This window comes from Streptococcus oralis subsp. tigurinus (assembly GCF_002093545.1).
GTDB classification, from domain to species: Bacteria; Bacillota; Bacilli; order Lactobacillales; family Streptococcaceae; genus Streptococcus; species Streptococcus oralis_C.
This window is the reverse complement of the sequence record NZ_LNVF01000007.1, coordinates 32,145-56,098: the sequence shown is the minus strand read 5'-3', so window position 1 is coordinate 56,098 and position 23,954 is coordinate 32,145. Positions and strand designations below refer to the sequence as shown.

General features: G+C 44.0%; 23 protein-coding genes. 22 read left to right on the top strand and 1 reads right to left on the bottom strand.

Annotation, left to right across the window (positions count from 1 at the left end; all coding sequences use genetic code 11):
- Positions 1 to 4 precede the first annotated feature (4 nt).
- The 4 genes from radA (at position 5) to ATE34_RS07960 (ending at position 3,671) form a co-directional block, all read left to right on the top strand.
- Complete coding sequence (gene radA / locus ATE34_RS07975; RefSeq protein WP_080585586.1) at positions 5 to 1,366, top strand: DNA repair protein RadA; 1,362 nt, start codon at positions 5 to 7, stop codon at positions 1,364 to 1,366.
- 72 nt (positions 1,367 to 1,438) lie between these two features.
- Positions 1,439 to 1,933: a beta-class carbonic anhydrase gene (locus tag ATE34_RS07970; protein ID WP_002876632.1), complete on the top strand. Its 495-nt coding sequence runs from the start codon at positions 1,439 to 1,441 to the stop codon at positions 1,931 to 1,933.
- A gap of 213 nt (positions 1,934 to 2,146) precedes the next feature.
- Positions 2,147 to 3,115 carry a ribose-phosphate diphosphokinase gene (locus ATE34_RS07965; RefSeq protein ID WP_000010178.1) on the top strand — a complete coding sequence of 323 codons (969 nt, stop codon included), beginning with the start codon at positions 2,147 to 2,149 and terminating at the stop codon, positions 3,113 to 3,115.
- Between the two features lie 118 nt (positions 3,116 to 3,233).
- Positions 3,234 to 3,671 carry a CoA-binding protein gene (locus ATE34_RS07960; protein ID WP_061599058.1) on the top strand — a complete coding sequence of 146 codons (438 nt, stop codon included), beginning with the start codon at positions 3,234 to 3,236 and terminating at the stop codon, positions 3,669 to 3,671.
- A 27-nt stretch (positions 3,672 to 3,698) separates the two neighbouring features.
- Here the strand turns inward: ATE34_RS07960 and ATE34_RS07955 are convergent, their stop codons facing one another.
- Positions 3,699 to 4,709 (bottom strand): YeiH family protein, encoded by a 1,011-nt coding sequence (locus ATE34_RS07955; RefSeq protein ID WP_033605809.1) that lies wholly within the window; start codon positions 4,707 to 4,709, stop codon positions 3,699 to 3,701.
- Between the two features lie 148 nt (positions 4,710 to 4,857).
- Between ATE34_RS07955 and ATE34_RS07950 the strand changes: the two genes are divergently transcribed.
- The 18 genes from ATE34_RS07950 (at position 4,858) to purD (ending at position 23,861) form a co-directional block, all read left to right on the top strand.
- On the top strand, positions 4,858 to 6,027 hold the full coding sequence (locus ATE34_RS07950; RefSeq protein WP_084911541.1) for a pyridoxal phosphate-dependent aminotransferase: 1,170 nt from the start codon (positions 4,858 to 4,860) through the stop codon (positions 6,025 to 6,027).
- The gene (gene recO, locus ATE34_RS07945; RefSeq protein WP_084911539.1) at positions 6,024 to 6,794 is read left to right on the top strand and encodes a DNA repair protein RecO; all 771 of its coding nucleotides are present in this window, start codon (positions 6,024 to 6,026) and stop codon (positions 6,792 to 6,794) included. The genes ATE34_RS07950 and recO overlap by 4 nt, the downstream gene beginning before the upstream one ends.
- Positions 6,791 to 7,783: a phosphate acyltransferase PlsX gene (gene plsX / locus ATE34_RS07940; protein ID WP_084911537.1), complete on the top strand. Its 993-nt coding sequence runs from the start codon at positions 6,791 to 6,793 to the stop codon at positions 7,781 to 7,783. Before recO ends, plsX begins: the two co-directional genes overlap by 4 nt.
- 5 nt (positions 7,784 to 7,788) lie before the next feature.
- Complete coding sequence (locus ATE34_RS07935; RefSeq protein ID WP_061599065.1) at positions 7,789 to 8,025, top strand: acyl carrier protein; 237 nt, start codon at positions 7,789 to 7,791, stop codon at positions 8,023 to 8,025.
- Between the two features lie 318 nt (positions 8,026 to 8,343).
- Positions 8,344 to 8,535, top strand: coding sequence for a class IIb bacteriocin, lactobin A/cerein 7B family (locus tag ATE34_RS07930; RefSeq protein WP_000180812.1), 192 nt, complete (start codon positions 8,344 to 8,346; stop codon positions 8,533 to 8,535).
- A gap of 24 nt (positions 8,536 to 8,559) precedes the next feature.
- On the top strand, positions 8,560 to 8,742 hold the full coding sequence (locus ATE34_RS07925) for a Blp family class II bacteriocin (protein WP_000808856.1): 183 nt from the start codon (positions 8,560 to 8,562) through the stop codon (positions 8,740 to 8,742).
- A 3-nt stretch (positions 8,743 to 8,745) separates the two neighbouring features.
- On the top strand, positions 8,746 to 8,970 hold the full coding sequence (locus ATE34_RS11235) for a bacteriocin immunity protein (protein WP_080585587.1): 225 nt from the start codon (positions 8,746 to 8,748) through the stop codon (positions 8,968 to 8,970).
- Positions 8,971 to 9,041: 71 nt separating this feature from the next.
- Positions 9,042 to 9,230 (top strand): hypothetical protein, encoded by a 189-nt coding sequence (locus ATE34_RS07915; protein WP_000714130.1) that lies wholly within the window; start codon positions 9,042 to 9,044, stop codon positions 9,228 to 9,230.
- 24 nt (positions 9,231 to 9,254) lie between these two features.
- The gene (locus tag ATE34_RS07910) at positions 9,255 to 9,464 is read left to right on the top strand and encodes a hypothetical protein (RefSeq protein ID WP_000869800.1); all 210 of its coding nucleotides are present in this window, start codon (positions 9,255 to 9,257) and stop codon (positions 9,462 to 9,464) included.
- 211 nt (positions 9,465 to 9,675) lie between these two features.
- A complete protein-coding gene (gene comA, locus ATE34_RS07905) occupies positions 9,676 to 11,829 on the top strand; it encodes a peptide cleavage/export ABC transporter ComA (protein ID WP_084911536.1) in 2,154 nt (717 codons plus the stop codon).
- A 12-nt stretch (positions 11,830 to 11,841) separates the two neighbouring features.
- Positions 11,842 to 13,191 (top strand): competence pheromone export protein ComB, encoded by a 1,350-nt coding sequence (gene comB, locus ATE34_RS07900; protein ID WP_084911534.1) that lies wholly within the window; start codon positions 11,842 to 11,844, stop codon positions 13,189 to 13,191.
- Between the two features lie 169 nt (positions 13,192 to 13,360).
- Positions 13,361 to 14,068, top strand: a complete 708-nt coding sequence (purC, locus tag ATE34_RS07895; RefSeq protein ID WP_007522563.1) for a phosphoribosylaminoimidazolesuccinocarboxamide synthase — start codon at positions 13,361 to 13,363, stop codon at positions 14,066 to 14,068.
- Between the two features lie 56 nt (positions 14,069 to 14,124).
- Positions 14,125 to 17,850 (top strand): phosphoribosylformylglycinamidine synthase, encoded by a 3,726-nt coding sequence (locus ATE34_RS07890; protein ID WP_084911531.1) that lies wholly within the window; start codon positions 14,125 to 14,127, stop codon positions 17,848 to 17,850.
- A 12-nt stretch (positions 17,851 to 17,862) separates the two neighbouring features.
- Entirely contained in the window at positions 17,863 to 19,305 is a 1,443-nt protein-coding gene (gene purF, locus ATE34_RS07885) for an amidophosphoribosyltransferase (protein WP_084911529.1), read from the top strand.
- Between the two features lie 44 nt (positions 19,306 to 19,349).
- Positions 19,350 to 20,372 (top strand): phosphoribosylformylglycinamidine cyclo-ligase, encoded by a 1,023-nt coding sequence (gene purM, locus ATE34_RS07880; protein ID WP_009729529.1) that lies wholly within the window; start codon positions 19,350 to 19,352, stop codon positions 20,370 to 20,372.
- Entirely contained in the window at positions 20,369 to 20,914 is a 546-nt protein-coding gene (gene purN / locus ATE34_RS11005; protein ID WP_000717477.1) for a phosphoribosylglycinamide formyltransferase, read from the top strand. The genes purM and purN overlap by 4 nt, the downstream gene beginning before the upstream one ends.
- 15 nt (positions 20,915 to 20,929) lie before the next feature.
- Positions 20,930 to 22,477, top strand: coding sequence for a bifunctional phosphoribosylaminoimidazolecarboxamide formyltransferase/IMP cyclohydrolase (gene purH, locus ATE34_RS07875; RefSeq protein WP_009729528.1), 1,548 nt, complete (start codon positions 20,930 to 20,932; stop codon positions 22,475 to 22,477).
- 121 nt (positions 22,478 to 22,598) lie between these two features.
- Positions 22,599 to 23,861: a phosphoribosylamine--glycine ligase gene (purD, locus tag ATE34_RS07870; protein WP_084911527.1), complete on the top strand. Its 1,263-nt coding sequence runs from the start codon at positions 22,599 to 22,601 to the stop codon at positions 23,859 to 23,861.
- Positions 23,862 to 23,954 lie beyond the last annotated feature (93 nt).

Genomic DNA, 23,954 nt, shown 5'->3' with positions numbered 1-23,954 from the left:
TATCATCGCAAAGAAAAAAGCGACATTTGTGTGTCAAAATTGTGCTTATAACTCCCCAAAATACCTAGGACGCTGTCCAAACTGTGGATCTTGGTCTTCTTTTGTAGAAGAGGTTGAGGTTGCCGAGGTCAAGAATGCACGTGTGTCCCTGACAGGCGAGAAAACCAAGCCCATGAAACTGGCTGAGGTGACTTCAATCAATGTCAATCGAACCAAGACGGAGATGGAGGAATTCAATCGTGTACTTGGAGGCGGAGTGGTACCAGGAAGTCTCGTACTCATCGGTGGGGATCCAGGAATCGGGAAATCAACCCTTCTCCTACAAGTTTCAACCCAGCTGTCTCAAGTAGGGACTGTTCTCTATGTCAGTGGGGAGGAGTCTGCCCAGCAGATTAAGTTACGAGCAGAGCGCTTGGGAGATATTGATAGCGAGTTTTATCTCTATGCAGAGACCAATATGCAGAGTGTTCGAGCTGAGGTGGAGCGCATTCAACCAGACTTTCTCATTATCGACTCCATCCAGACTATCATGTCTCCTGAGATTTCAGGGGTACAAGGATCTGTGTCTCAGGTGCGAGAGGTGACAGCTGAGCTCATGCAGCTGGCAAAGACTAATAACATTGCCATCTTTATCGTAGGGCATGTGACCAAGGAAGGTACCCTGGCTGGTCCGCGTATGTTGGAGCATATGGTAGATACGGTGCTTTACTTTGAAGGGGAACGCCACCATACCTTCCGTATCTTGAGAGCAGTCAAAAATCGTTTTGGATCCACTAATGAGATTGGCATCTTTGAGATGCAGTCAGGTGGCTTGGTTGAGGTGCTCAATCCGAGTCAAGTTTTCCTAGAAGAGCGTTTGGATGGGGCCACTGGTTCATCCATCGTGGTAACCATGGAAGGTACCCGTCCGATTTTGGCGGAGGTTCAAGCATTGGTGACACCGACCATGTTTGGAAATGCCAAGCGTACGACGACAGGGCTTGACTTCAATCGTGCAAGTCTAATTATGGCTGTTTTGGAAAAACGTGCAGGGCTTCTCTTGCAAAATCAGGATGCCTATCTCAAATCTGCTGGCGGTGTCAAATTGGATGAACCTGCCATTGACTTAGCCGTTGCAGTGGCTATTGCTTCGAGTTACAAGGACAAGCCTACCAATCCTCAGGAATGTTTTGTGGGAGAACTTGGTTTGACGGGAGAGATTCGACGCGTGAATCGTATCGAACAACGCATAAATGAAGCGGCAAAACTAGGCTTTACTAAGATTTATGTACCTAAGAATTCCTTGACAGGAATTACTCCACCCAAGGAAATTGAAGTCATTGGTGTGACGACGATTCAGGAAGTTTTGAAAAAGGTCTTTGCATAATCCGTGACAAATCCTCTTAAAAATGATAAGATAGGAGAAATATTTGATTATCAAATTTTTGAGGAGGGAATCGTGTCGTATTTTGAACAGTTTATGCAAGCCAATCAGGCTTATGTTGCCCTACATGGGCAGTTAAATCTGCCACTTAAACCCAAAACCAGAGTAGCTATCGTGACCTGTATGGACTCACGTCTGCACGTTGCGCAAGCTCTAGGTTTGGCCCTTGGGGATGCTCATATCTTGCGGAATGCGGGTGGTCGAGTAACTGAGGACATGATTCGTTCACTGGTGATTTCCCAGCAACAAATGGGGACAAGAGAAATCGTGGTGCTTCACCATACAGACTGTGGAGCTCAAACCTTTCAAAATGAAAGTTTTCATGAACATTTGAAACACGAGCTCGGAGTTGATGTATCTGATCAAGATTTTTTACCATTCCAGGATGTTGAAGAGAGTGTGAGAGAGGATATGCAATTGCTTCGAGAGTCTCCACTGATTCCTGATGATGTGGTTATTTCAGGTGCTGTCTATGATGTGGATACAGGAAGTATGAGAGAAGTATACTAACTTTGTCTCGAAAAAATCTCATCCTAGCATAAAATCGATTGTTAAAATGTAGGATTTTTAGTTTTAATATAGCTAATATAAAATAGCATAAAACAAGGGTATAAATGTTTGCTCTTGTTTTATTTTTGATTGAAAAATAAAGGAAAAAGCGCTACAATGGTAGATGGAAAATGTTGTGTAAAAACAAGTGATACATAAATACCGGAGGAAATCATGTCTTTTTCTGATTTAAAGCTGTTTGCCCTTTCTTCTAATAGAGAATTGGCAGAGCGTGTGGCGCAAGAAATTGGGATAGAGTTGGGGAAATCGACTGTTCGCCAATTTTCAGATGGGGAGATTCAGGTCAACATCGAAGAATCAATCCGTGGAAAACACGTCTTTATCCTACAATCAACGAGTTCACCTGTAAATGATAATTTACTTGAAATTTTGATTATGGTGGACGCATTGAAGCGTGCTAGTGCAGAATCTGTCAACGTTGTCATGCCTTACTATGGCTATGCACGTCAGGATAGAAAAGCGCGCGCGCGTGAGCCAATCACTGCAAAACTCGTTGCAAACATGCTAGAAGTTGCTGGGGTAGATCGTTTGTTGACGATTGATTTGCACGCTGCACAGATTCAGGGATTCTTTGATATTCCTGTAGATCACTTGATGGGTGCTCCATTGATTGCGGACTATTTTGAACGTCGTGGCATGGTTGGCTCTGACTACGTGGTTGTCAGCCCAGACCATGGTGGGGTAACTCGTGCTCGTAAATTGGCAGAGTTTTTGAAAACTCCGATTGCGATTATTGACAAACGCCGTAGTGTAGACAAGATGAATACCAGTGAAGTGATGAACATCATTGGTAAGGTAGAAGGTAAGACTTGTATCTTGATTGACGATATGATTGATACAGCTGGAACCATTTGTCATGCGGCTGATGCTCTAGCAGAAGCAGGAGCTGTTGAAGTTTATGCAAGCTGTACGCACCCAGTTCTTTCAGGGCCAGCTATGGACAATATCCAAAAATCAGCCATTAAAAAATTGGTTGTTTTAGATACCATCTACCTACCAGAAGAGCGCTTGATTGATAAGATTGAACAAATTTCTATCGCTCATCTCCTAGGTGATGCTATTGTACGTATCCATGAAAAACGTCCTCTTTCTCCATTATTTAGTATTGAGAAAAAAATCTAAACTTTCACTTGAATAAACGAATTTCCTAGCAGACTTTCCTCTTGCTAGGAAATTTTTTGTAGTTAAAATCTGCAAGCCTTTTCAAAATATGCTATACTGAGAAAAAAGGAGGATTTCTATGAGCCAAGAATTTATCAATCCAAGTGATGGTGTGATCCGTCAGTATCTGGCGACCAGTAAAACGTTAGCGGTAGTGGGCTTGTCCGATCGTGAGGAAACAACTAGCAATCGAGTGACCAAGGAAATGCAGGCTCGGGGCTATAAAATCATTCCAGTTAATCCCAAGGCTGCAGGTGGGGAAATCCTGGGAGAAAAGGCTTATACGAGTCTAGCTGAGATTCCTTTTCCTGTGGATATTGTCAATGTATACCGACGGAGCGAGTTTTTGCCAGATGTGGCGCGTGATTTTCTCAAGGCTGATGCCAAGATTTTTTGGGCGCAATTAGGACTTGAAAATCTAGAAGCGGAAGAAATCTTGCGTGCTGGAGGATGCGATGACATCGTGATGAATCGCTGTATCAAGAGAGAACATACTCGCTTAATTCTTGAGCAATAAAAAGGTAGCCATGGGCTACCTTTTGTATTATAAAGTACCAATCAATGCTTGCATACCAAGACTGGTGAGGATGATGGCAATCCAGCAAAGAGCTCCGAGGACAATAGATTTACCACTGGATCTAACCATGGCAATTAGATTGGTTTTGAGACCGATAGCACTCATGGCCATGATGATAAAGAATTTAGAGAGTTGTTTGAGAGGGGTAAAGAAACTACTGGACACACCAAGAGAGGTAAGTAGAGTCGTTAAGAGAGAGGCCAGGATAAAATAAAGGATAAAAAGTGGGAAAACTTTTTTCAGTTGTACGCCTTGTTTATTTTCTTGTTGGCGACTTTGCCAGTAGGAGAGAAAGAGAGTGATGGGAATGATCGCTAAGGTGCGTGTGAGTTTAACAATGGTTGCAGACTCGAGGGTATTGGTCTGATAAAGACTGTCCCAGGCACTAGCTGTGGCCGTTACAGAAGAAGTATCATTGACCGCAGTTCCTGCAAAGAGGGCAAAGCCGTCATTAGATAGGTGAAGCCAGGTTCCTAGAGTTGGAAAGATGAGCGCAGCCAAGATATTGAAGAAAAAGATAACGGAAATGGCTTGGGCGACTTCCTTTTCCTTAGCATGGATAACAGGCGCTGTCGCCGCAATGGCAGAGCCACCACAGATCGAAGACCCCACTCCAATCAAGGTAGCCAGTTTTGTATCTAGTGCAAAGAAACGCTGGAAGAGGTAGGCGACGATTAAGGAAATCGAAATGGTGGAAAGGATGACAGGGAGTGAGGTTTGTCCGACTGCAAAGACTTGCGAGATATTGAGACCAAAACCAAGCAAGATGACGGCATACTGGAGTAATTTTTTGGAACTAAAGGTCAAACCTGCATCTAGTTGTTTGTAGGGCGAGAGCCAGGGGTGTAGGAGCATTCCTATAAAGATTGCAAAAACGGGTGCACCCACGACGGGGAAAAGTCCTCCTAGAAACCAAGAAATGATAGAAATGAGAAGGCAGGCCAAGATGCCTGCTCCATTTTTTGATAGAAATGACATAAAAACCTCCAATCATAATCTGTTACCATTATAGACCTGTAAACGGGAAAAGTAAAATAGAAAGTGGAAAGCTATTCTATAATGTATTTTTGCGGTCGGGGGGCTTTTGTAGTATAATAGAGATACGGTTTGAGAGTAGGAGGTATCTATGGAGTTAACTAAGCGCTTTAATAAACAATTAGATAAGATTCAAGTTTCGTTGATTCGCCAGTTTGACCAGGCTATTTCGGAGATTCCTGGGGTCCTGCGTTTGACCTTGGGGGAACCTGATTTTACAACGCCAGATCATGTTAAGGAAGCGGCTAAGCGGGCCATCGACCAGAACCAATCCTACTATACAGGCATGAGTGGTCTGTTAACATTACGTCAGGCAGCCAGTGATTTTGTAAAAGAAAAATACCAGCTAGATTACAATCCTGAAAATGAAATCTTGGTTACTATCGGAGCGACAGAGGCTTTATCTGCTACTTTGACGGCTATTTTGGAAGAGGGAGACAAGGTTCTCTTGCCAGCCCCTGCCTATCCAGGCTATGAGCCGATTGTCAATCTAGTTGGGGCAGAGATTGTCGAGATTGATACGACTGAAAATGGCTTTGTCTTGACTCCTGAAATGTTGGAAAAGGCCATTTTGGATCAAGGCGACAAGCTCAAGGCTGTCATTTTCAACTATCCGGCTAATCCGACAGGAATTACCTATAGTCGGGAGCAGTTGGAAGCCTTGGCAGACGTTTTACGCAAGTATGAGATTTTTGTTGTCTGTGATGAGGTTTACTCAGAATTAACCTATACAGGCGAAGCCCATGTATCTTTGGGAACTATGCTGAGAGACCAGGCTATTATTATCAATGGTTTATCTAAGTCTCATGCTATGACAGGTTGGCGTTTAGGCTTTATCTTTGCTCCTGTGGCCTTTACAGCTCAGTTAATCAAGAGTCACCAGTACTTGGTAACTGCCGCAAACACTATGGCTCAACATGCTGCGGTGGAGGCTTTGACCGCTGGTAAAAACGACGCAGAGCCTATGAAGAAGGAATACATCCAGCGTCGAGATTATATCATCGAGAAGATGACTGCTCTTGGTTTTGAGATTATCAAACCAGACGGAGCCTTCTATATCTTTGCTAAGATTCCAGCAGGTTACAATCAAGACTCCTTTGCTTTTCTGAAGGATTTTGCTCAGAAGAAGGCTGTTGCCTTTATTCCGGGTGCTGCTTTTGGTCAGTATGGAGAAGGCTATGTGCGTCTGTCTTATGCAGCCAGCATGGAAACGATCAGAGAGGCTATGAAACGACTTGAGGAGTACATGAGAGAAGCATGATTCAGTCTATCACGAGTCAAGGCTTGGTGCTCTACAATCGTAACTTTCGTGAGGATGACAAGTTAGTCAAGATTTTTACCGAGCAAGCGGGCAAGCGCATGTTTTTCGTCAAACACGCTGGTCAGTCCAAACTGGCCCCTGTTATTCAGCCCTTGGTATTGGCTCGGTTTCTCTTGCGCATCAATGATGACGGGCTTAGCTACATCGAGGACTATCATGAGGTCATGACCTTTCCCAAGATTAATAGTGATCTCTTTGTCATGGCCTATGCGACCTATGTGGCTGCCCTTGCAGATGCTAGTTTGCAGGATAATCAGCAGGATGTTCCCTTGTTTGCTTTTTTGCAAAAGACTTTGGAGTTGATGGAAGCAGGATTGGATTATCAGGTTTTGACCAATATTTTTGAAATTCAAATCTTGACCCGATTTGGAATTGGGCTCAATTTTAATGAGTGTGTCTTTTGCCATCGGGTCGGTCAGGCTTTTGACTTTTCTTTTAAATATGGAGCCTGCCTCTGCCCAGAGCATTATCATGAAGATGAGAGACGTTGTCATCTGAATCCCAATATCCCTTATCTGCTCAATCAATTTCAAGCTATTGATTTTGAGACCTTGGAGACTATTTCGCTCAAGCCTGAAATCAAGCAAGACTTGCGCAAGTTTATAGACCAAATCTACGAAGAGTATGTTGGAATTCACCTAAAATCAAAGAAATTTATTGATTCCCTAGCAGACTGGGGACAATTACTAAAAGAGGAAGATAAATGAAAAAAATTGCAGTAGATGCTATGGGGGGCGATTACGCACCTCAAGCCATCGTTGAGGGTGTCAATCAAGCCCTTGCTGACTTTTCAGATATTGAGATTCAACTCTATGGAGACGAAAGCAAAATCAAGCAATATCTAACAGCGACAGAACGCGTCAGCATTATTCATACGGATGAGAAGATTGATTTTGATGATGAGCCGACAAAAGCTATTCGTAAGAAGAAAAATGCCAGTATGGTATTAGCGGCTAAGGCAGTCAAAGAAGGAGAGGCAGACGCTGTCCTCTCGGCTGGGAATACAGGTGCCTTGTTGGCTGCAGGATTTTTCATTGTCGGTCGTATCAAGAATATCGACCGTCCTGGACTCATGTCGACCTTACCGACCATTGATGGCAAGGGCTTTGACATGCTAGACCTTGGAGCCAATGCAGAAAATACAGCTCATCATCTGCACCAATACGCTGTTTTGGGTTCCTTTTACGCGAAAAATGTTCGTGGGATTTCGAAACCACGTGTTGGTTTGCTCAATAATGGAACAGAAAGTAGCAAGGGTGACCCTCTTCGTAAGGAAACCTACGCCTTGCTAGCGACGGATGAAAGTTTGAATTTTGTCGGAAACGTGGAAGCGCGTGATTTGATGAATAGCGTTGCGGATGTTGTTGTGGCAGATGGTTTCACGGGAAACGCTGTGCTCAAATCTATTGAAGGGACAGCCATGGGTATCATGGGCTTGCTTAAGACAGCTATCACAGGTGGTGGTCTTCGAGCGAAACTAGGTGCTCTTCTTCTCAAGGATAGCCTTAGAGGTTTGAAAAAGCAACTCAACTATTCAGATGTTGGTGGAGCAGTCTTGTTTGGTGTTAAGGCACCGGTTGTCAAGACTCATGGCTCAAGTGATGCCAAGGCTGTGTATAGTACGATTCGCCAGATTCGTACTATGCTAGAAACAGACGTAGTTGCCCAGACTGCGCGTGAATTTTCAGGAGAATAAAAAAGATGACAGAAAAAGAAATTTTTGACCGTATTGTAACCATTATCCAAGAGCGACAGGGAGAGGACTTTGTCGTAACAGAGGCCTTGAGTTTGAAAGATGACCTAGATGCGGACTCAGTGGACTTGATGGAGTTCATCTTGACACTAGAAGATGAATTTGGAATTGAAATCAGTGATGAGGAAATTGACCAACTGCAAAGTGTAGGAGATGTGGTAGCAGTTGTCAAAAGTAAAGAATAGCAAAAAGCAACATGATTTGCATGTTGCTTTTTTGTTTGCAGAAAAAAGAAAAATTTTTAGTAGAAATTGCGAATAAAGAGATGAGAAAGATAAAAGGAGGAATGTTTATGTATGTGACCGGTCTTTATCCGTGGTTCATTAAGTGGTTTTTAAAATAAAAATGAATGAATTGTTCATTTTCGAATTGTTTTTCGAATAGATAGGTAAGGAAAAAGGGAAGGAGATAAGAAAATGATTTCAGTAATTTACCCAATCTGGCTATTTAAGTGGCTTAGAGGTTAAAGATTAGATATATAGAAAAAAATAAGGAGAAGAAAGATGACAAACTTTGACAAAATGGAACAGAACTTTGCAGCTCTTACAGAAGAAGAGTTGACGGATGTGAATGGGGGATTGATTATTACAGCAGCTGGAATTATTTTAGCAGGAAAAGTAGCAGGTGCTGTGGTTACAATTGGAGGAGCTCTTTATGGAGCAGGATATGCTATTGGAAAAGCATTGCGACCTTAATATGATTAGAAAGGAGGCTTAACAATGAAACAATTTCAAGAATTATCTTTTCAAGAACTTGAAGAGGTTCAAGGCGGTGTTATTACATTAACGATAGGTACGGCAGTGCTTGTAGGCTGGAAAGCAGTAGCAGCTTATGGAGCAGCGGCTACTGTAGCAGGAGGTACACTTGGATTGGGAGTCTATAATGGATACAGAGGGCGTTAGACTATGAACAATCGGAACCTTAATCTCAATACACTCTTACCCAAATTAGCTACTATAGTTCCTTTCTTGGCTATAGCTCTCAATCTTGTACTTCATGTGATTCGTACAGGTTCATTAGTATCCTTTGATTGGCAATGGACTGTAGTTGGTTTACTTGCTTCGGGCTATTTTGGTATTTTTTGTAAGGATTTGACGAAAAATAATCAAAACTATAAAAGATCAATCTGAATGAAAAGGATTTTATGCATGTAAATGGTGGAGTTTTCCCGCCTTTCTTTTCAGGTAAATAGGAGTCTATCATGAAAAAATTCTTATTAGGATTTGCTGAGGGGTATTTTGTCGTATCGATCATTATTTATATCGCAACGTATTTGATTATGAAAAATCCGATTAATACCCTGTTTTATCCAGAAACCTATCCAATTCTACTTGGTCTGTTTTATCTAGTATACAAGTACAAAACAAAAGAAAGTAAGATAGGGAATTGATGAACCATCAGATCGGAGTTTGAGATGAAAGTCGTTCAATTACTACAAAAAGCTTGGCCAGAGTTTATTGTATTGTTTAGTTCAATGGCTTATCTAATGATTAGAATTGTGGCTGATGTAAACAAAATAAATTTACCTACATGGTTTGAATGTTTTGATATACCTACGATTTCATTATTTTTGATGACCTTTATCTTACTTTATAAAAGTAAAGAAAATATCATTTCAGAATAGTTTATTTCTAGGCATTCATTTTTTAACGGTTACTTTAAACAGGCAGAACTTTTGTTCTGCTTTTTTACATTTAAATGATAGTTTATGCTTTTTAAAGTGCGTTTTAGGCGTAAAAATAGTTTATTCAGGAATAATTTCCTAGTTTCTTCCTTGTTTGGTTAAAATAATCTTACAAAGTTTTTAAGAGATTATTAGAAAAAAGGAGATGGATATGAAATTTGGGAAAAGGCACTATCGTCCCCAGGTGGATCAGATGGATTGTGGCGTGGCTTCCTTGGCTATGGTCTTTGGCTACTATGGTAGTTATTACTCCTTAGCTCATCTACGAGAACTAGCTAAGACGACTATGGATGGGACGACTGCTTTGGGTCTTGTAAAAGTGGCAGAGGAAATTGGTTTTGAAACGCGGGCTATCAAGGCGGATATGACGCTCTTTGATCTGCCTGATTTGACCTTTCCTTTTGCGGCTCATGTGCTCAAGGAAGGGAAATTGCTCCACTACTATGTGGTGATAGGTCAGGATAAAAAGCACATTCATATCGCTGATCCGGATCCGGGTGTCAAGCTGACTAAGATTTCCCGTGAGCGATTTGCGCAAGAATGGACAGGAGTCAGTCTCTTTATGGCTCCGTCTCCAGACTATAAACCCCACAGGGAGAAAAAACAAGGACTATTATCCTTCTTGCCAATCTTGCTCAAACAGCGTGGCTTAATTACCAATATTGTCCTAGCGACACTTTTGGTGACCCTGATCAATATCGTGGGTTCTTATTATCTGCAGTCTATCATTGACAGTTACGTACCAGACCAGATGCGTTCAACCTTGGGCATTATCTCAATGGGACTAGTCATTGTCTATATTCTCCAGCAGATTTTATCGTATGCGCAGGAATACCTCTTACTTGTTCTGGGGCAACGGTTGTCCATCGATGTGATTTTGTCCTACATCAAGCATGTTTTTCACCTGCCGATGTCCTTTTTCGCGACACGCAGGACAGGGGAAATCGTATCCCGTTTTACAGATGCCAATAGTATCATCGATGCGCTGGCGTCGACCATTCTATCGATTTTCCTAGATGTGTCGACGATTTTGATTATCTCGCTTGTCTTGTTTTCACAAAATATGACACTCTTTTTCATTAGTCTACTTGCGCTTCCCATCTATACAGTGATTATCTTTGCCTTTATGAAGCCTTTTGAAAAGATGAATCGGGACACTATGGAAGCCAATGCCGCTCTGTCTTCTTCTATCATTGAGGACATCAACGGTATTGAGACTATCAAGTCCTTGACCAGTGAGAGTCAGCGTTACCAAAAAATTGACAAGGAATTTGTGGCTTATCTGAAAAAATCCTTTACCTACAGTCGGGCAGAAAGCCAGCAAAAGGCACTGAAAAAAGTTGCTCAGCTCCTGCTCAATGTTGTCGTTCTCTGGCTGGGAGCAGTTCTGGTCATGGATGGGAAGATGAGTTTGGGGCAATTGATTACCTATAATACTTTGCTTGTTTACTTTACCAATCCTTTGGAAAATATCATCAATCTGCAAACCAAACTTCAAACAGCGCAGGTTGCCAATAATCGTCTGAACGAGGTCTATCTGGTCGCTTCGGAGTTTGAGGAGAAGAAAACAGTTGAGGATTTGAGCATGATGAAGGGAGATATGACCTTTAAGCAGGTTCACTATAAGTATGGCTATGGTCGTGACGTCTTGTCAGATATCAATTTGACGATTCCCCAAGGGTCTAAGATGGCTTTCGTGGGGATTTCAGGTTCGGGTAAGACCACCTTGGCAAAGATGATGGTTAATTTCTACGACCCTAGTCAGGGAGAGATTAGTCTGGGTGGTGTCAATCTCAATCAGATTGATAAAAAAGCCCTGCGCCAGTACATCAACTACCTGCCTCAACAGCCCTATGTCTTTAACGGAACGATTTTGGAGAATCTTCTCCTTGGAGCCAAGGAGGGGACGACTCAGGAAGACATCTTACGGGCGGTTGAGTTGGCCGAGATTCGGGAGGATATTGAGCGCATGCCCCTGAATTACCAAACAGAATTAACTTCGGATGGGGCAGGGATTTCAGGTGGACAACGTCAGAGAATTGCTCTGGCGCGTGCTCTTTTAACGGATGCACCTGTTTTGATATTGGACGAGGCGACCAGCAGTTTGGATATTTTGACAGAGAAGCGGATTGTGGATAATCTTATGGCCTTGGACAAGACCTTGATTTTCATTGCCCACCGCTTGACTATTGCTGAGAGGACAGAGAAGGTTGTTGTCCTGGATCAGGGCAAGATTGTCGAAGAAGGCACCCATGCAGACTTGCTTGCACAGGATGGCTTTTACGCCCATTTGGTCAATAGCTAGAAAGAGGAGAAGATGAAACCAGAATTTTTAGAAAGTGCGGAGTTTTACCATCGCCGTTACCATAATTTTTCCAGTCGGGTGATTTTACCTATGTCGCTTCTGCTCGTGTTTCTGTTAGGATTTGCAGTTTTTGCAGAGAAAGAGATTAGTTTGTCTACCCGAGCAACTGTCGAACCTAGTCGGATCATTGCCAACATCCAGTCAACTAGCAATCAACGGATTGTGGCCAACTATCTGGAAGAAAACAAACTAGTCAAGCAGGGGGATCTGCTCGTTCAGTATCAGCAAGGGGCGGAAGCTGTTCAAGCTGAAGCATACGCCAATCAGTTGGAGATGTTAAAGGATCAAAAAAAGCAGTTGGGTTATTTGCAATCCAGTTTGAAAGAGGGGAGTGATCAATTTCCAGAGGCGGATAAGTTTGGATATCAGGAGATGTTTCGAGACTATCTCAGCCAAGCGAATGGTCTTAGGAGCAATGTTTCTCAGCAAAATGAGACCATCGCGTCCCAGAATGCAGCAGCAAGTCAAACCCAAGCTGAAATCGGGAACCTCATCAGTCAAACAGAGGCTAAAATTCGCGATTACCAGACAGCTAAGTCAGCGATTGAAACAGGTGCTCCTTTGACCAGTCAGAATCTAGCTTATTCTATTTACCAGTCCTACAAGTCTCAGAGTGAGGAAAATTCCCAAGCTAAAGTTCAGGCTGTTGCACAGGTTGAAGCACAGCTTTCTCAGTTAGAATCAAGTCTTGCTACTTACCGTGTCCAGTATGCAGGTTCCGGAACCCAGCAAGCCTATGCGTCAGGCTTAAGCAGTCAATTGGAATCCCTTAAATCCCAACACTTGGCAAAGGTTGGTCAGGAATTAACCCTTTTGGATCAGAAAATTTTGGAGGCGGAGTCTGGTAAGAAAGTCCAAGGAGGTCTGCTGGACAAGGGGAAAATTACAGCAAGTGAGGATGGAGTGATTCACCTCAATTCTGAGACCAGTAATTCTACCATGGTCGCAGAAGGAAGCTTGCTAGCTCAACTCTACCCATCCTTGGAGAAAGAAGGAAAAATCAAACTCACAGCCTATCTCAGTTCAAAAGATGTTGCTAGAGTCAAGATTGGGGACTCTGTTCGTTATACTACAACTAATGATGCGAAGAATCAAATTTTCCTAGATTCTACGATTACAAGTATTGATGCGACAGCTACCAAGACTGAAAAAGGAAATTTCTTTAAAATTGAGGTGGAGACCCATCTGACTTCTGAGCAGGCTACAACACTTCGCTATGGCTTAGAAGGTCGCCTGCAGATGATTACGGGAAAGAAAAGCTATCTCCGTTATTTTTGGGATCAATTTTTAAATAGAGGGTAATATTCGTGTTTTTCAGAGGATAAATGATTTTAAAACTGTAAGAGGAGCTTATCTTGCAGTTTTTCTTTACGCTTAAAATAGGAAAAACGTTATTTATTCGTAAAAACCTTGAATTTTTCATGCTTTTATGTTAGAATGTGCTCAAGTAAAACGAAAGGCGAACTTTAAAATGTCAAAACAACTAATCTATTCGGGAAAAGCTAAGGATATCTATACAACTGAGGATGAAAATCTCATTATTTCAACTTACAAGGACCAGGCGACTGCCTTCAACGGTGTCAAGAAGGAGCAGATTGCGGGCAAGGGAGTGTTAAATAATCAGATTTCATCTTTTATTTTTGAGAAATTAAATGCGGCTGGTGTAGCGACTCACTTTGTGGAGAAAATTTCAGACACGGAACAGCTCAATAAAAAGGTTGAGATTATTCCTCTAGAAGTTGTGCTCCGCAACTACACGGCTGGTTCCTTTTCAAAACGTTTTGGCGTGGAAGAGGGCATCGCATTTGAGACTCCGATTGTCGAATTTTACTATAAAAATGATGATTTGGATGATCCCTTTATCAATGATGAGCATGTGAAATTCCTTAAAATTGCGGATGACCAGCAGATTGCTTACTTGAAGGAAGAAACGCGTCGTATCAATGAACTTTTGAAAGCTTGGTTTGCTGAAATTGGTCTTAAATTGATTGATTTTAAGCTAGAATTTGGTTTTGACAAGGATGGCAAGATTATCTTGGCAGACGAATTTTCACCAGATAACTGCCGTTTGTGGGATGCGGATGGCAACCACATGGACAAGGATGTTTTCCGTAGAGGACTAGGTGAATTAACAGATGTTTACGAGATTGTCTGGGAAAAGTTGCAAGGTTTAAAATAACACCTTCAAGGTTATTTGGGAACATTGCAAGAACTGAAATAAAGGAATAAGAATTGATGGATAAACGTATTTTTGTTGAAAAAAAGGCTGATTTTCAGGTCAAGTCAGAGAGTTTGGTAAGGGAGCTCCAGCTTAACTTGGGACTTTCAACTTTGAAAAGTATTCGCATTGTGCAAGTTTATGATGTCTTTGATTTAGCAGAGGACTTGTTTGCACCTGCAGAGAAGCACATCTTCTCTGAGCAGGTGACAGACCATGTCTTGGATGAAGCGGCTGTGCAGGCGGATCTTGCCAATTATGCTTTCTTTGCCATTGAAAGTTTGCCAGGACAGTTTGACCAGCGTGCAGCTTCTTCACAGGAAGCCTTGCTTTTGCTGGGAAGTTCGAGTGACGTGACGGTCAATACAGCCCAACTTTACTTGGTTAATAAAGATATTGATGCTGCTGAGTTAGAAGCGGTCAAGAACTACCTGCTCAATCCAGTGGATTCTCGTTTTAAGGACATCGCGACAGGGATTGCCAAACAGGAATTTTCAGAGTCAGACAAGACCATTCCAAAATTGACTTTCTTTGAAAGCTATACAGCAGAAGACTTTGCCCGCTACAAGGCAGAGCAAGGGATGGCCATGGAAGTGGACGATTTGCTCTTTATCCAAGACTACTTCAAGTCAATCGGGCGCGTGCCAACTGAGACGGAGCTCAAGGTTTTGGACACTTACTGGTCTGACCACTGCCGTCACACGACTTTTGAGACCGAGTTGAAACACATTGATTTCTCAGCTTCTAAATTCCAAAAGCAATTGCAAGCGACTTATGACAAGTATATTGCCATGCGTGATGAGTTGGGGCGTTCGGAGAAACCACAAACCTTGATGGATATGGCGACTATTTTCGGTCGTTATGAGCGTGCTAATGGACGTTTGGACGATATGGAGGTGTCTGACGAAATCAATGCCTGCTCGGTCGAAATAGAAGTGGACGTTGATGGTGTCAAGGAACCTTGGCTCCTCATGTTTAAAAACGAAACTCACAACCACCCAACGGAAATTGAACCATTTGGTGGGGCTGCTACTTGTATCGGTGGAGCCATTCGTGACCCGTTGTCAGGCCGTTCCTACGTTTACCAAGCCATGCGTATCTCTGGTGCAGGTGATATTACAGCACCGATTTCAGAAACTCGTGCTGGGAAATTGCCACAACAAGTCATTTCTAAAACAGCGGCTCATGGTTATTCTTCTTACGGGAATCAGATTGGGCTTGCGACGACCTATGTTCGTGAGTACTTCCACCCGGGCTTTGTAGCTAAACGCATGGAGTTGGGCGCTGTTGTCGGTGCGGCTCCAAAGGGCAATGTTGTCCGTGAAAAACCGGAAGCGGGGGATGTCATTATCCTTCTCGGTGGTAAGACTGGACGTGATGGTGTCGGTGGCGCGACAGGTTCTTCTAAGGTTCAAACAGTTGAGTCTGTAGAGACTGCTGGTGCTGAGGTTCAAAAAGGGAATGCTATCGAAGAACGCAAGATTCAACGTCTTTTCCGTAATGGCGCTGTCACTCGTCTTATCAAGAAATCTAACGACTTTGGTGCAGGTGGTGTCTGTGTAGCTATCGGTGAATTGGCAGACGGTCTTGAAATTGACCTCAACAAGGTTCCTCTTAAATACCAAGGTTTGAACGGTACAGAAATTGCCATCTCTGAATCACAAGAACGGATGGCTGTGGTGGTTCGTCCTGAGGATGTAGATGCCTTCGTTGCAGAATGTAATAAAGAAAATATTGATGCTGTTGTGGTCGCGACAGTGACTGAAAAACCAAATCTAGTCATGCACTGGAATGGTGAGACAATTGTGGACTTAGAACGCCGTTTCCTTGATACCAATGGTGTGCGTGTAGTCGTTGATGCCAAGGTTGTGGACAAGAATGCCAAACTCCCAGAAGAACGTACAACAAATTCAGAGACACTTGAAGCGGATACCCTTGCGGTTCTGTCTGATTTGAACCATGCCAGTCAAAAAGGCTTGCAGACCATCTTTGACTGCTCGGTCGGTCGTTCTACGGTCAATCACCCACTTGGCGGTCGTTACCAATTGACACCGACTGAGGCTTCTGTGCAGAAATTGCCAGTTCAACACGGTGTGACTCATACTGCGTCTGTTATGGCCCAAGGATTCAATCCATATGTGGCAGAATGGTCTCCATATCATGGCGCTGCCTATGCGGTTATCGAAGCAACTGCTCGTTTGGTGGCTGCTGGTGCAAACTGGTCCAAGGCTCGATTCTCTTATCAAGAGTACTTCGAGCGTATGGACAAACAAGCTGAACGTTTCGGTCAGCCAGTAGCCGCTCTTCTAGGTTCTATCGAAGCACAAATCCAACTTGGTTTGCCATCTATCGGTGGTAAGGACTCCATGTCTGGTACTTTTGAAGAATTGACTGTACCGCCAACCTTGGTTGCCTTTGGGGTGACAACAGCAGATAGCCGTAAGGTGCTTTCTCCTGAGTTCAAGACTGCTGGTGAAAACATCTACTACATCCCAGGTCAATCCTTGGCACAAGAGATTGATTTTGACTTGATTAAGTCTAACTTTGCTCACTTTGAAGCCATCCAAGCTGAACACAAAGTAACATCTGCATCAGCTGTCAAATACGGTGGTGTCCTTGAAAGCTTGGCCCTTGCTACCTTTGGGAACCATATCGGTGCAGAGGTGACCTTGCCTGAACTTGAAACAGCCTTGACAGCTCAATTAGGCGGATTTGTCTTCACATCTCCTGAAGAAATCGCTGGAGTAGAGAAGATTGGACAAACGAAAGCAGACTTTACACTCCTTGTCAACAGTGTGAAGCTAGATGGACAGAAACTTGACAGTGCCTTCCAAGGAAAATTGGAAGAAGTTTATCCTACTGAATTTGCTCAAGCTAAAGAACTGGCAGAAGTGCCAGCTGTCGCTTCTGACGCAGTCATTAAAGCTAAAGAAACTATTGAAAAACCAGTGGTTTATATCCCAGTATTCCCAGGAACCAACTCAGAATATGACTCAGCCAAGGCCTTTGAAAAAGAAGGTGCAGAGGTCAACTTGGTGCCATTTGTGACCTTGAATGAAGAAGCCATTGTCAAGTCAGTTGAAACCATGGTTGACAATATTGGCAAGGCTAACATCCTCTTTTTTGCAGGTGGATTCTCAGCTGCGGATGAGCCAGATGGATCAGCTAAGTTTATTGTCAATATCCTGCTCAATGAAAAAGTGCGTGCGGCCATTGATGGCTTTATCGCTCGTGGGGGCTTGATTATCGGTATCTGTAATGGATTCCAGGCCTTGGTCAAATCAGGTCTTCTTCCATACGGAAACTTTGAGGATGCCACTAGCACTAGCCCAACCCTCTTCTACAATGATGCCAACCAACACGTGGCCAAGATGGTGGAAACTCGAATTGCCAATACCAACTCGCCATGGTTGGCTGGAGTGCAAGTTGGTGATATCCACGCTATTCCAGTATCGCACGGTGAAGGGAAGTTTGTCGTGACGGCTGAGGAATTCGCTGAGCTCCGTGACAATGGCCAAATCTTTAGCCAATACGTGGACTTCGAAGGCAAACCAAGCATGGATTCTAAGTACAATCCAAATGGTTCAGTCAACGCCATCGAAGGAATTACCAGCAAGAACGGCCAAATTATCGGTAAGATGGGCCACTCAGAACGTTATGAAGACGGTCTCTTCCAAAACATCCCAGGAAATAAAGACCAGCACCTATTCGCGTCAGCAGTGCGTTATTTCACAGGGAAATAAAAGGTATAAAAAATGACATACGAAGTAAAATCTCTTAATGAAGAATGTGGTGTTTTTGGGATTTGGGGGCATCCAGATGCTGCAAAATTGACCTATTTTGGTCTCCATAGTCTTCAGCACCGTGGTCAGGAGGGGGCAGGGATCCTCTCCAATGACCAAGGGACATTAAAGCGTCATCGTGATATGGGGCTTTTATCAGAAGTCTTCAAAAATCCAGCTAATTTGGATAAATTGACTGGCACGAGCGCGATTGGGCATGTTCGTTATGCGACGGCTGGAGAAGCTTCTGTAGATAATATCCAGCCCTTCCTCTTTCGCTTTCATGATATGCAGTTTGGACTTGCTCACAACGGAAACCTGACCAATGCAGAATCTCTCAAGCAAGAATTGGAACAAAGAGGAGCGATTTTCAGTTCGACTTCCGATTCGGAAATCTTGGCTCACCTCATTCGTCGGAGTCACAATCCAAACTTGATGGGTAAAATCAAGGAGGCACTTAGTCTTGTTAAAGGTGGTTTCGCCTATCTCTTGATGTTTGAAGATAAGTTAATTGCAGCCCTCGACCCAAACGGCTTCCGTCCTCTTTCAATCGGGAAAATGGCCAACGGAGCAGTGGTGGTTTCGTCTGAAACCTGTGCCTTTGAGGTCATCGGCGCCGAGTGGATTCGTGATGTAAAACCAGGGGAAATTGTGATTGTGGATGACAATGGTATCCAGTACGATAGTTATACGAATGATACCCAGTTGGCGATTTGTTCTATGGAGTATATCTATTTTGCTCGCCCTGACTCTAACATCCATGGGGTCAATGTCCATACAGCTCGCAAACGTATGGGGGCCCAATTAGCGCGTGAATTCAAGCATGAAGCGGATATTGTGGTTGGTGTACCAAATTCCTCGCTGAGCGCAGCTATGGGATTTGCAGAAGAATCTGGTCTGCCAAATGAAATGGGACTGATCAAAAACCAATACACCCAACGCACCTTTATCCAACCGACTCAAGAATTGCGGGAGCAAGGGGTGCGGATGAAACTGTCTGCTGTTTCGGGTGTTGTCAAAGGCAAACGTGTGGTGATGATTGATGATTCCATTGTTCGTGGGACAACCTCTCGCCGTATCGTTCAGCTTTTGAAAGAAGCAGGTGCGTCTGAGGTTCACGTTGCCATTGGTAGTCCAGCGCTGGCTTATCCATGTTTCTACGGGATTGATATCCAGACGCGTCAGGAGTTGATTGCGGCTAATCATACAGTCGAAGAAACCTGCCAAATCATTGGTGCGGATAGCCTGACCTATCTTTCGATTGATGGCTTGATTGATTCTATCGGCATCGAAACAGATGCGCCGAACGGTGGTCTCTGTGTCGCTTACTTTGACGGTGACTACCCAACGCCTCTCTACGACTATGAAGAAGACTATCAAAGAAGTTTGGAAGAAAAGACCAGTTTTTACAAATAGACGGATAAAGACTCTCCATTAAAGGAAAGGAAGAGGAGACAAAGATGACAAATAAGAATGCATACGCTCAATCGGGTGTAGACGTTGAAGCGGGTTATGAAGTTGTTGAGCGGATCAAAAAGCACGTGGCTCGCACGGAGCGTGCGGGTGTCATGGGAGCTCTTGGTGGTTTTGGTGGCATGTTTGACCTCTCAAAAACAGGTGTAAAAGAACCGGTCTTGATTTCAGGGACTGACGGTGTCGGAACCAAACTCATGTTGGCTATCAAGTATGATAAGCATGACACGATTGGGCAGGATTGTGTGGCCATGTGTGTTAATGACATTATCGCTGCAGGTGCGGAGCCTCTTTACTTCCTGGACTACGTCGCGACTGGCAAGAATGAACCAGCTAAACTAGAACAAGTGGTTGCTGGTGTGGCTGAAGGTTGTGTGCAAGCTGGTGCAGCCCTCATCGGTGGGGAAACGGCTGAGATGCCTGGTATGTACGGCGAAGATGACTACGACTTGGCTGGATTTGCGGTCGGCGTGGCTGAAAAATCTCAAATCATTGACGGTTCAAAGGTGGCAGAAGGTGATGTTCTTCTCGGACTTGCTTCAAGTGGGATTCACTCCAATGGTTACTCACTCGTTCGTCGTGTCTTTGCCGACTACACAGGCGAAGAAGTCTTGCCTGAGTTGGAAGGCAGAAAACTGAAAGATGTCCTTTTGGAACCAACTCGTATCTACGTTAAAGCTGTTCTGCCACTCATCAAGGAAGGCTTGGTAAACGGTATTGCCCACATCACAGGTGGTGGTTTCATCGAGAATATCCCTCGTATGTTTGCAGACGATCTAGCAGCAGAAATCGAAGAAGATAAAGTTCCAGTTCTTCCGATTTTCAAAGCCCTTGAAAAATACGGTCAGATCAAGCACGAAGAAATGTTTGAAATCTTCAATATGGGTGTGGGCCTCATGTTGGCAGTTAGCCCTGAAAATGTAGGTCGAGTCGAGGAATTGCTGGATGAACCAGTCTATGAAATTGGTCGCATCGTCAAGAAAGAAAACGAAAGTGTCATCATCAAATGAAAAAAATAGCGGTTTTTGCCTCTGGTAATGGCTCAAATTTTCAGGTGATTGCCGAAGAATTTCCGGTGGAGTTTGTTTTTTCAGACCATCGTGACGCCTATGTGCTGGAACGTGCAGACAAGCTCGGCGTCCTGTCCTATGCTTTTGAACTCAAGGAGTTTGAGAACAAGGCGGACTACGAAGCAGCTCTTGTCGAGCTCTTGGAAGAACACCAGATTGACTTGGTTTGTTTGGCGGGTTATATGAAAATCGTCGGCCCAACCTTATTGGCGGCTTATGAAGGTCGAATTATCAACATTCATCCGGCCTACCTGCCAGAATTTCCAGGAGCTCATGGGATTGAGGATGCTTGGGATGCTGGTGTCGCTGAGAGTGGCGTGACCATTCACTGGGTGGACTCCGGTGTGGATACAGGCAAGGTCATCAAACAAGTTCGTGTGCCAAGGCTCGCTGATGATGACATCGAAAGCTTTGAAGCTCGCATTCATGAGGCTGAGTACAAGTTGTATCCAGAGGTTATTAGAGAATTGTTGGATAAGTAAATGAAAGGAAATAACATGACTAAACGCGCCTTAATCAGCGTCTCAGACAAAGTGGGCATTGTTGAATTTGCCCAAGAACTTAAAAAACTTGGTTGGGAGATTATCTCGACAGGTGGGACAAAGGTTACCCTTGATAATGCTGGTGTGGAGACCATTGCAATTGATGATGTGACGGGCTTCCCAGAAATGATGGATGGCCGTGTCAAGACCCTTCACCCAAATATCCATGGTGGGCTCCTCGCTCGTCGTGATCTCGATAGCCACCTTGAGGCGGCTAAGGACAATCAGATCGAGCTCATTGACCTTGTTGTGGTCAACCTTTATCCTTTCAAGGAAACGATTCTCAAACCAGATGTGACTTACGCTGATGCGGTGGAAAATATCGATATCGGTGGGCCATCTATGCTTCGTTCAGCAGCGAAGAACCATGCCAGCGTGACAGTTGTGGTAGACCCTGCTGACTATGCAGTGGTTTTGGACGAATTGGCAGCAAATGGTGAAACGACTTATGAAACTCGTCAACGTTTGGCAGCCAAGGTTTTCCGTCACACAGCAGCTTATGATGCCTTGATTGCAGAGTATTTCACAGCTCAAGTTGGAGAAAGCAAACCTGAAAAGCTCACTTTGACCTACGACCTCAAGCAACCAATGCGTTATGGGGAAAATCCTCAACAGGATGCGGACTTCTATCAAAAAGCTTTTCCAACGGATTACTCAATTGCATCAGCGAAACAGCTCAATGGTAAGGAATTGTCCTTTAACAATATCCGTGATGCTGATGCGGCTATCCGTATCATTCGTGATTTTAAAGACCGTCCAACTGTTGTGGCCCTCAAACATATGAATCCATGTGGAATCGGTCAGGCTGATGACATCGAAACTGCTTGGGATTACGCTTATGAGTCTGACCCAGTGTCTATCTTTGGCGGAATTGTCGTCCTTAATCGTGAGGTGGATGCTGCGACAGCTGAGAAGATGCACGGCGTTTTCCTCGAGATCATCATCGCACCGAGCTATACAGATGAAGCGCTGGCCATTTTGACCAACAAAAAGAAAAACTTACGTATCCTTGCCTTACCATTTGATGCTCAAGATGCTAGTGAGGTAGAGGCAGAATACACAGGCGTGGTTGGTGGACTTCTTGTGCAAAACCAAGACGTGGTTAAGGAAAGCCCGGCTGACTGGCAAGTGGTGACCAAGCGCCAGCCGACCGAGACAGAAGCGACTGCTCTTGAGTTCGCTTGGAAAGCTATCAAGTACGTCAAATCAAACGGTATCATCGTGACTAATGACCACATGACACTTGGTGTTGGCCCTGGTCAAACCAATCGTGTGGCTTCTGTTCGTATCGCCATTGATCAGGCTAAAGATCGTCTTGATGGTGCTGTTCTTGCTTCCGACGCCTTCTTCCCATTTGCGGATAACGTGGAAGAAATCGCTAAAGCAGGTATCAAGGCCATCATCCAGCCAGGGGGCTCTGTCCGTGACCAAGAGTCAATCGAAGCGGCTGATAAATACGGCTTGACTATGGTCTTTACAGGAGTGAGACATTTTAGACATTAAGAAGCAAAAGGGAAGAAAACAGTTTCTTTCCCTTTTTTGGCTTAAAATGCTAAGTGAAACAAGATTAAAACGAACGTTTGTGGTATAATGTTAGTAAATAATTCGCAAAAGAGGTTAAGAGATGAAACTGTTGGTTGTCGGTTCAGGTGGTCGTGAACATGCGATTGCTAAGAAGTTATTGGAGTCTAAAGACGTTGAGCAAGTTTTTGTGGCACCTGGGAATGACGGGATGACCTTAGATGGACTTGATTTGGTAAATATATCTATTTCCGAACATTCTAAGTTAATTGAATTTGCAAAGGTCAACGATATCGCTTGGACCTTCATTGGGCCGGATGATGCTCTTGCCGCCGGAATAGTGGATGATTTCAATGCAGCAGGCCTCAAGGCTTTTGGTCCGACTAGGGCTGCAGCGGAGCTGGAATGGTCCAAGGATTTTGCTAAGGAAATAATGGTCAAATACAGCGTTCCGACAGCAGCCTATGGCACATTTTCAGATTTCGAGGAAGCTAAGGCTTATATTGAGGAGAAAGGCGCTCCAATCGTAGTCAAGGCAGATGGTTTAGCGCTTGGTAAGGGTGTCGTCGTTGCTGAGACAGTCGAGCAAGCGGTCGAAGCTGCTCACGAGATGCTTTTGGACAATAAATTCGGGGATTCAGGTGCGCGTGTAGTCATCGAGGAATTCCTTGAAGGAGAGGAATTTTCACTTTTTGCTTTTGTCAATGGGGACAAGTTCTACATCATGCCAACAGCTCAGGACCACAAACGTGCCTACGATGGCGATAAGGGTCCTAACACGGGAGGTATGGGAGCATATGCACCAGTTCCTCACTTGCCACAGAGTGTAATAGATACAGCGGTTGAGACTATTGTCAAGCCTGTCCTTGACGGGATGATTAAAGAAGACCGCCCTTATCTTGGTGTCCTTTACGCAGGGCTTATTTTAACAGCAGACGGACCTAAGGTCATCGAGTTCAATGCTCGTTTTGGAGATCCCGAAACTCAGATTATCTTGCCTCGTTTGGTATCTGACTTTGCACAAAATATTACGGATATTCTCAATGGCAAGGAGCCAACCATTACCTGGACAGACAAGGGTGTGACTCTGGGTGTAGTTGTCGCATCCAAGGGGTATCCGCTAGACTATGAAAAAGGTGTTGAGTTGCCAGCTAAGACAGAAGGCGATATCATCACCTACTATGCAGGGGCTAAGTTTGAGGAAAATAGCAGAGCACTGCTATCAAATGGCGGACGTGTCTATATGCTCGTCACCACAGCAGATACCGTCAAAGAAACCCAAGAAAGCATCTACCAAGAACTCTCCCAACAAAACACAGAAGGCCTCTTTTACCGAACCGATATCGGGAGCAAGGCGATTCGATAAAGATATAAGAATAAAGCGACGAAGTCGCCAAGTACGATAATGGTCGCTGTGGTGAAAAGATCAGAACAGTATCTGTTCTGGTCTAGGGAAACT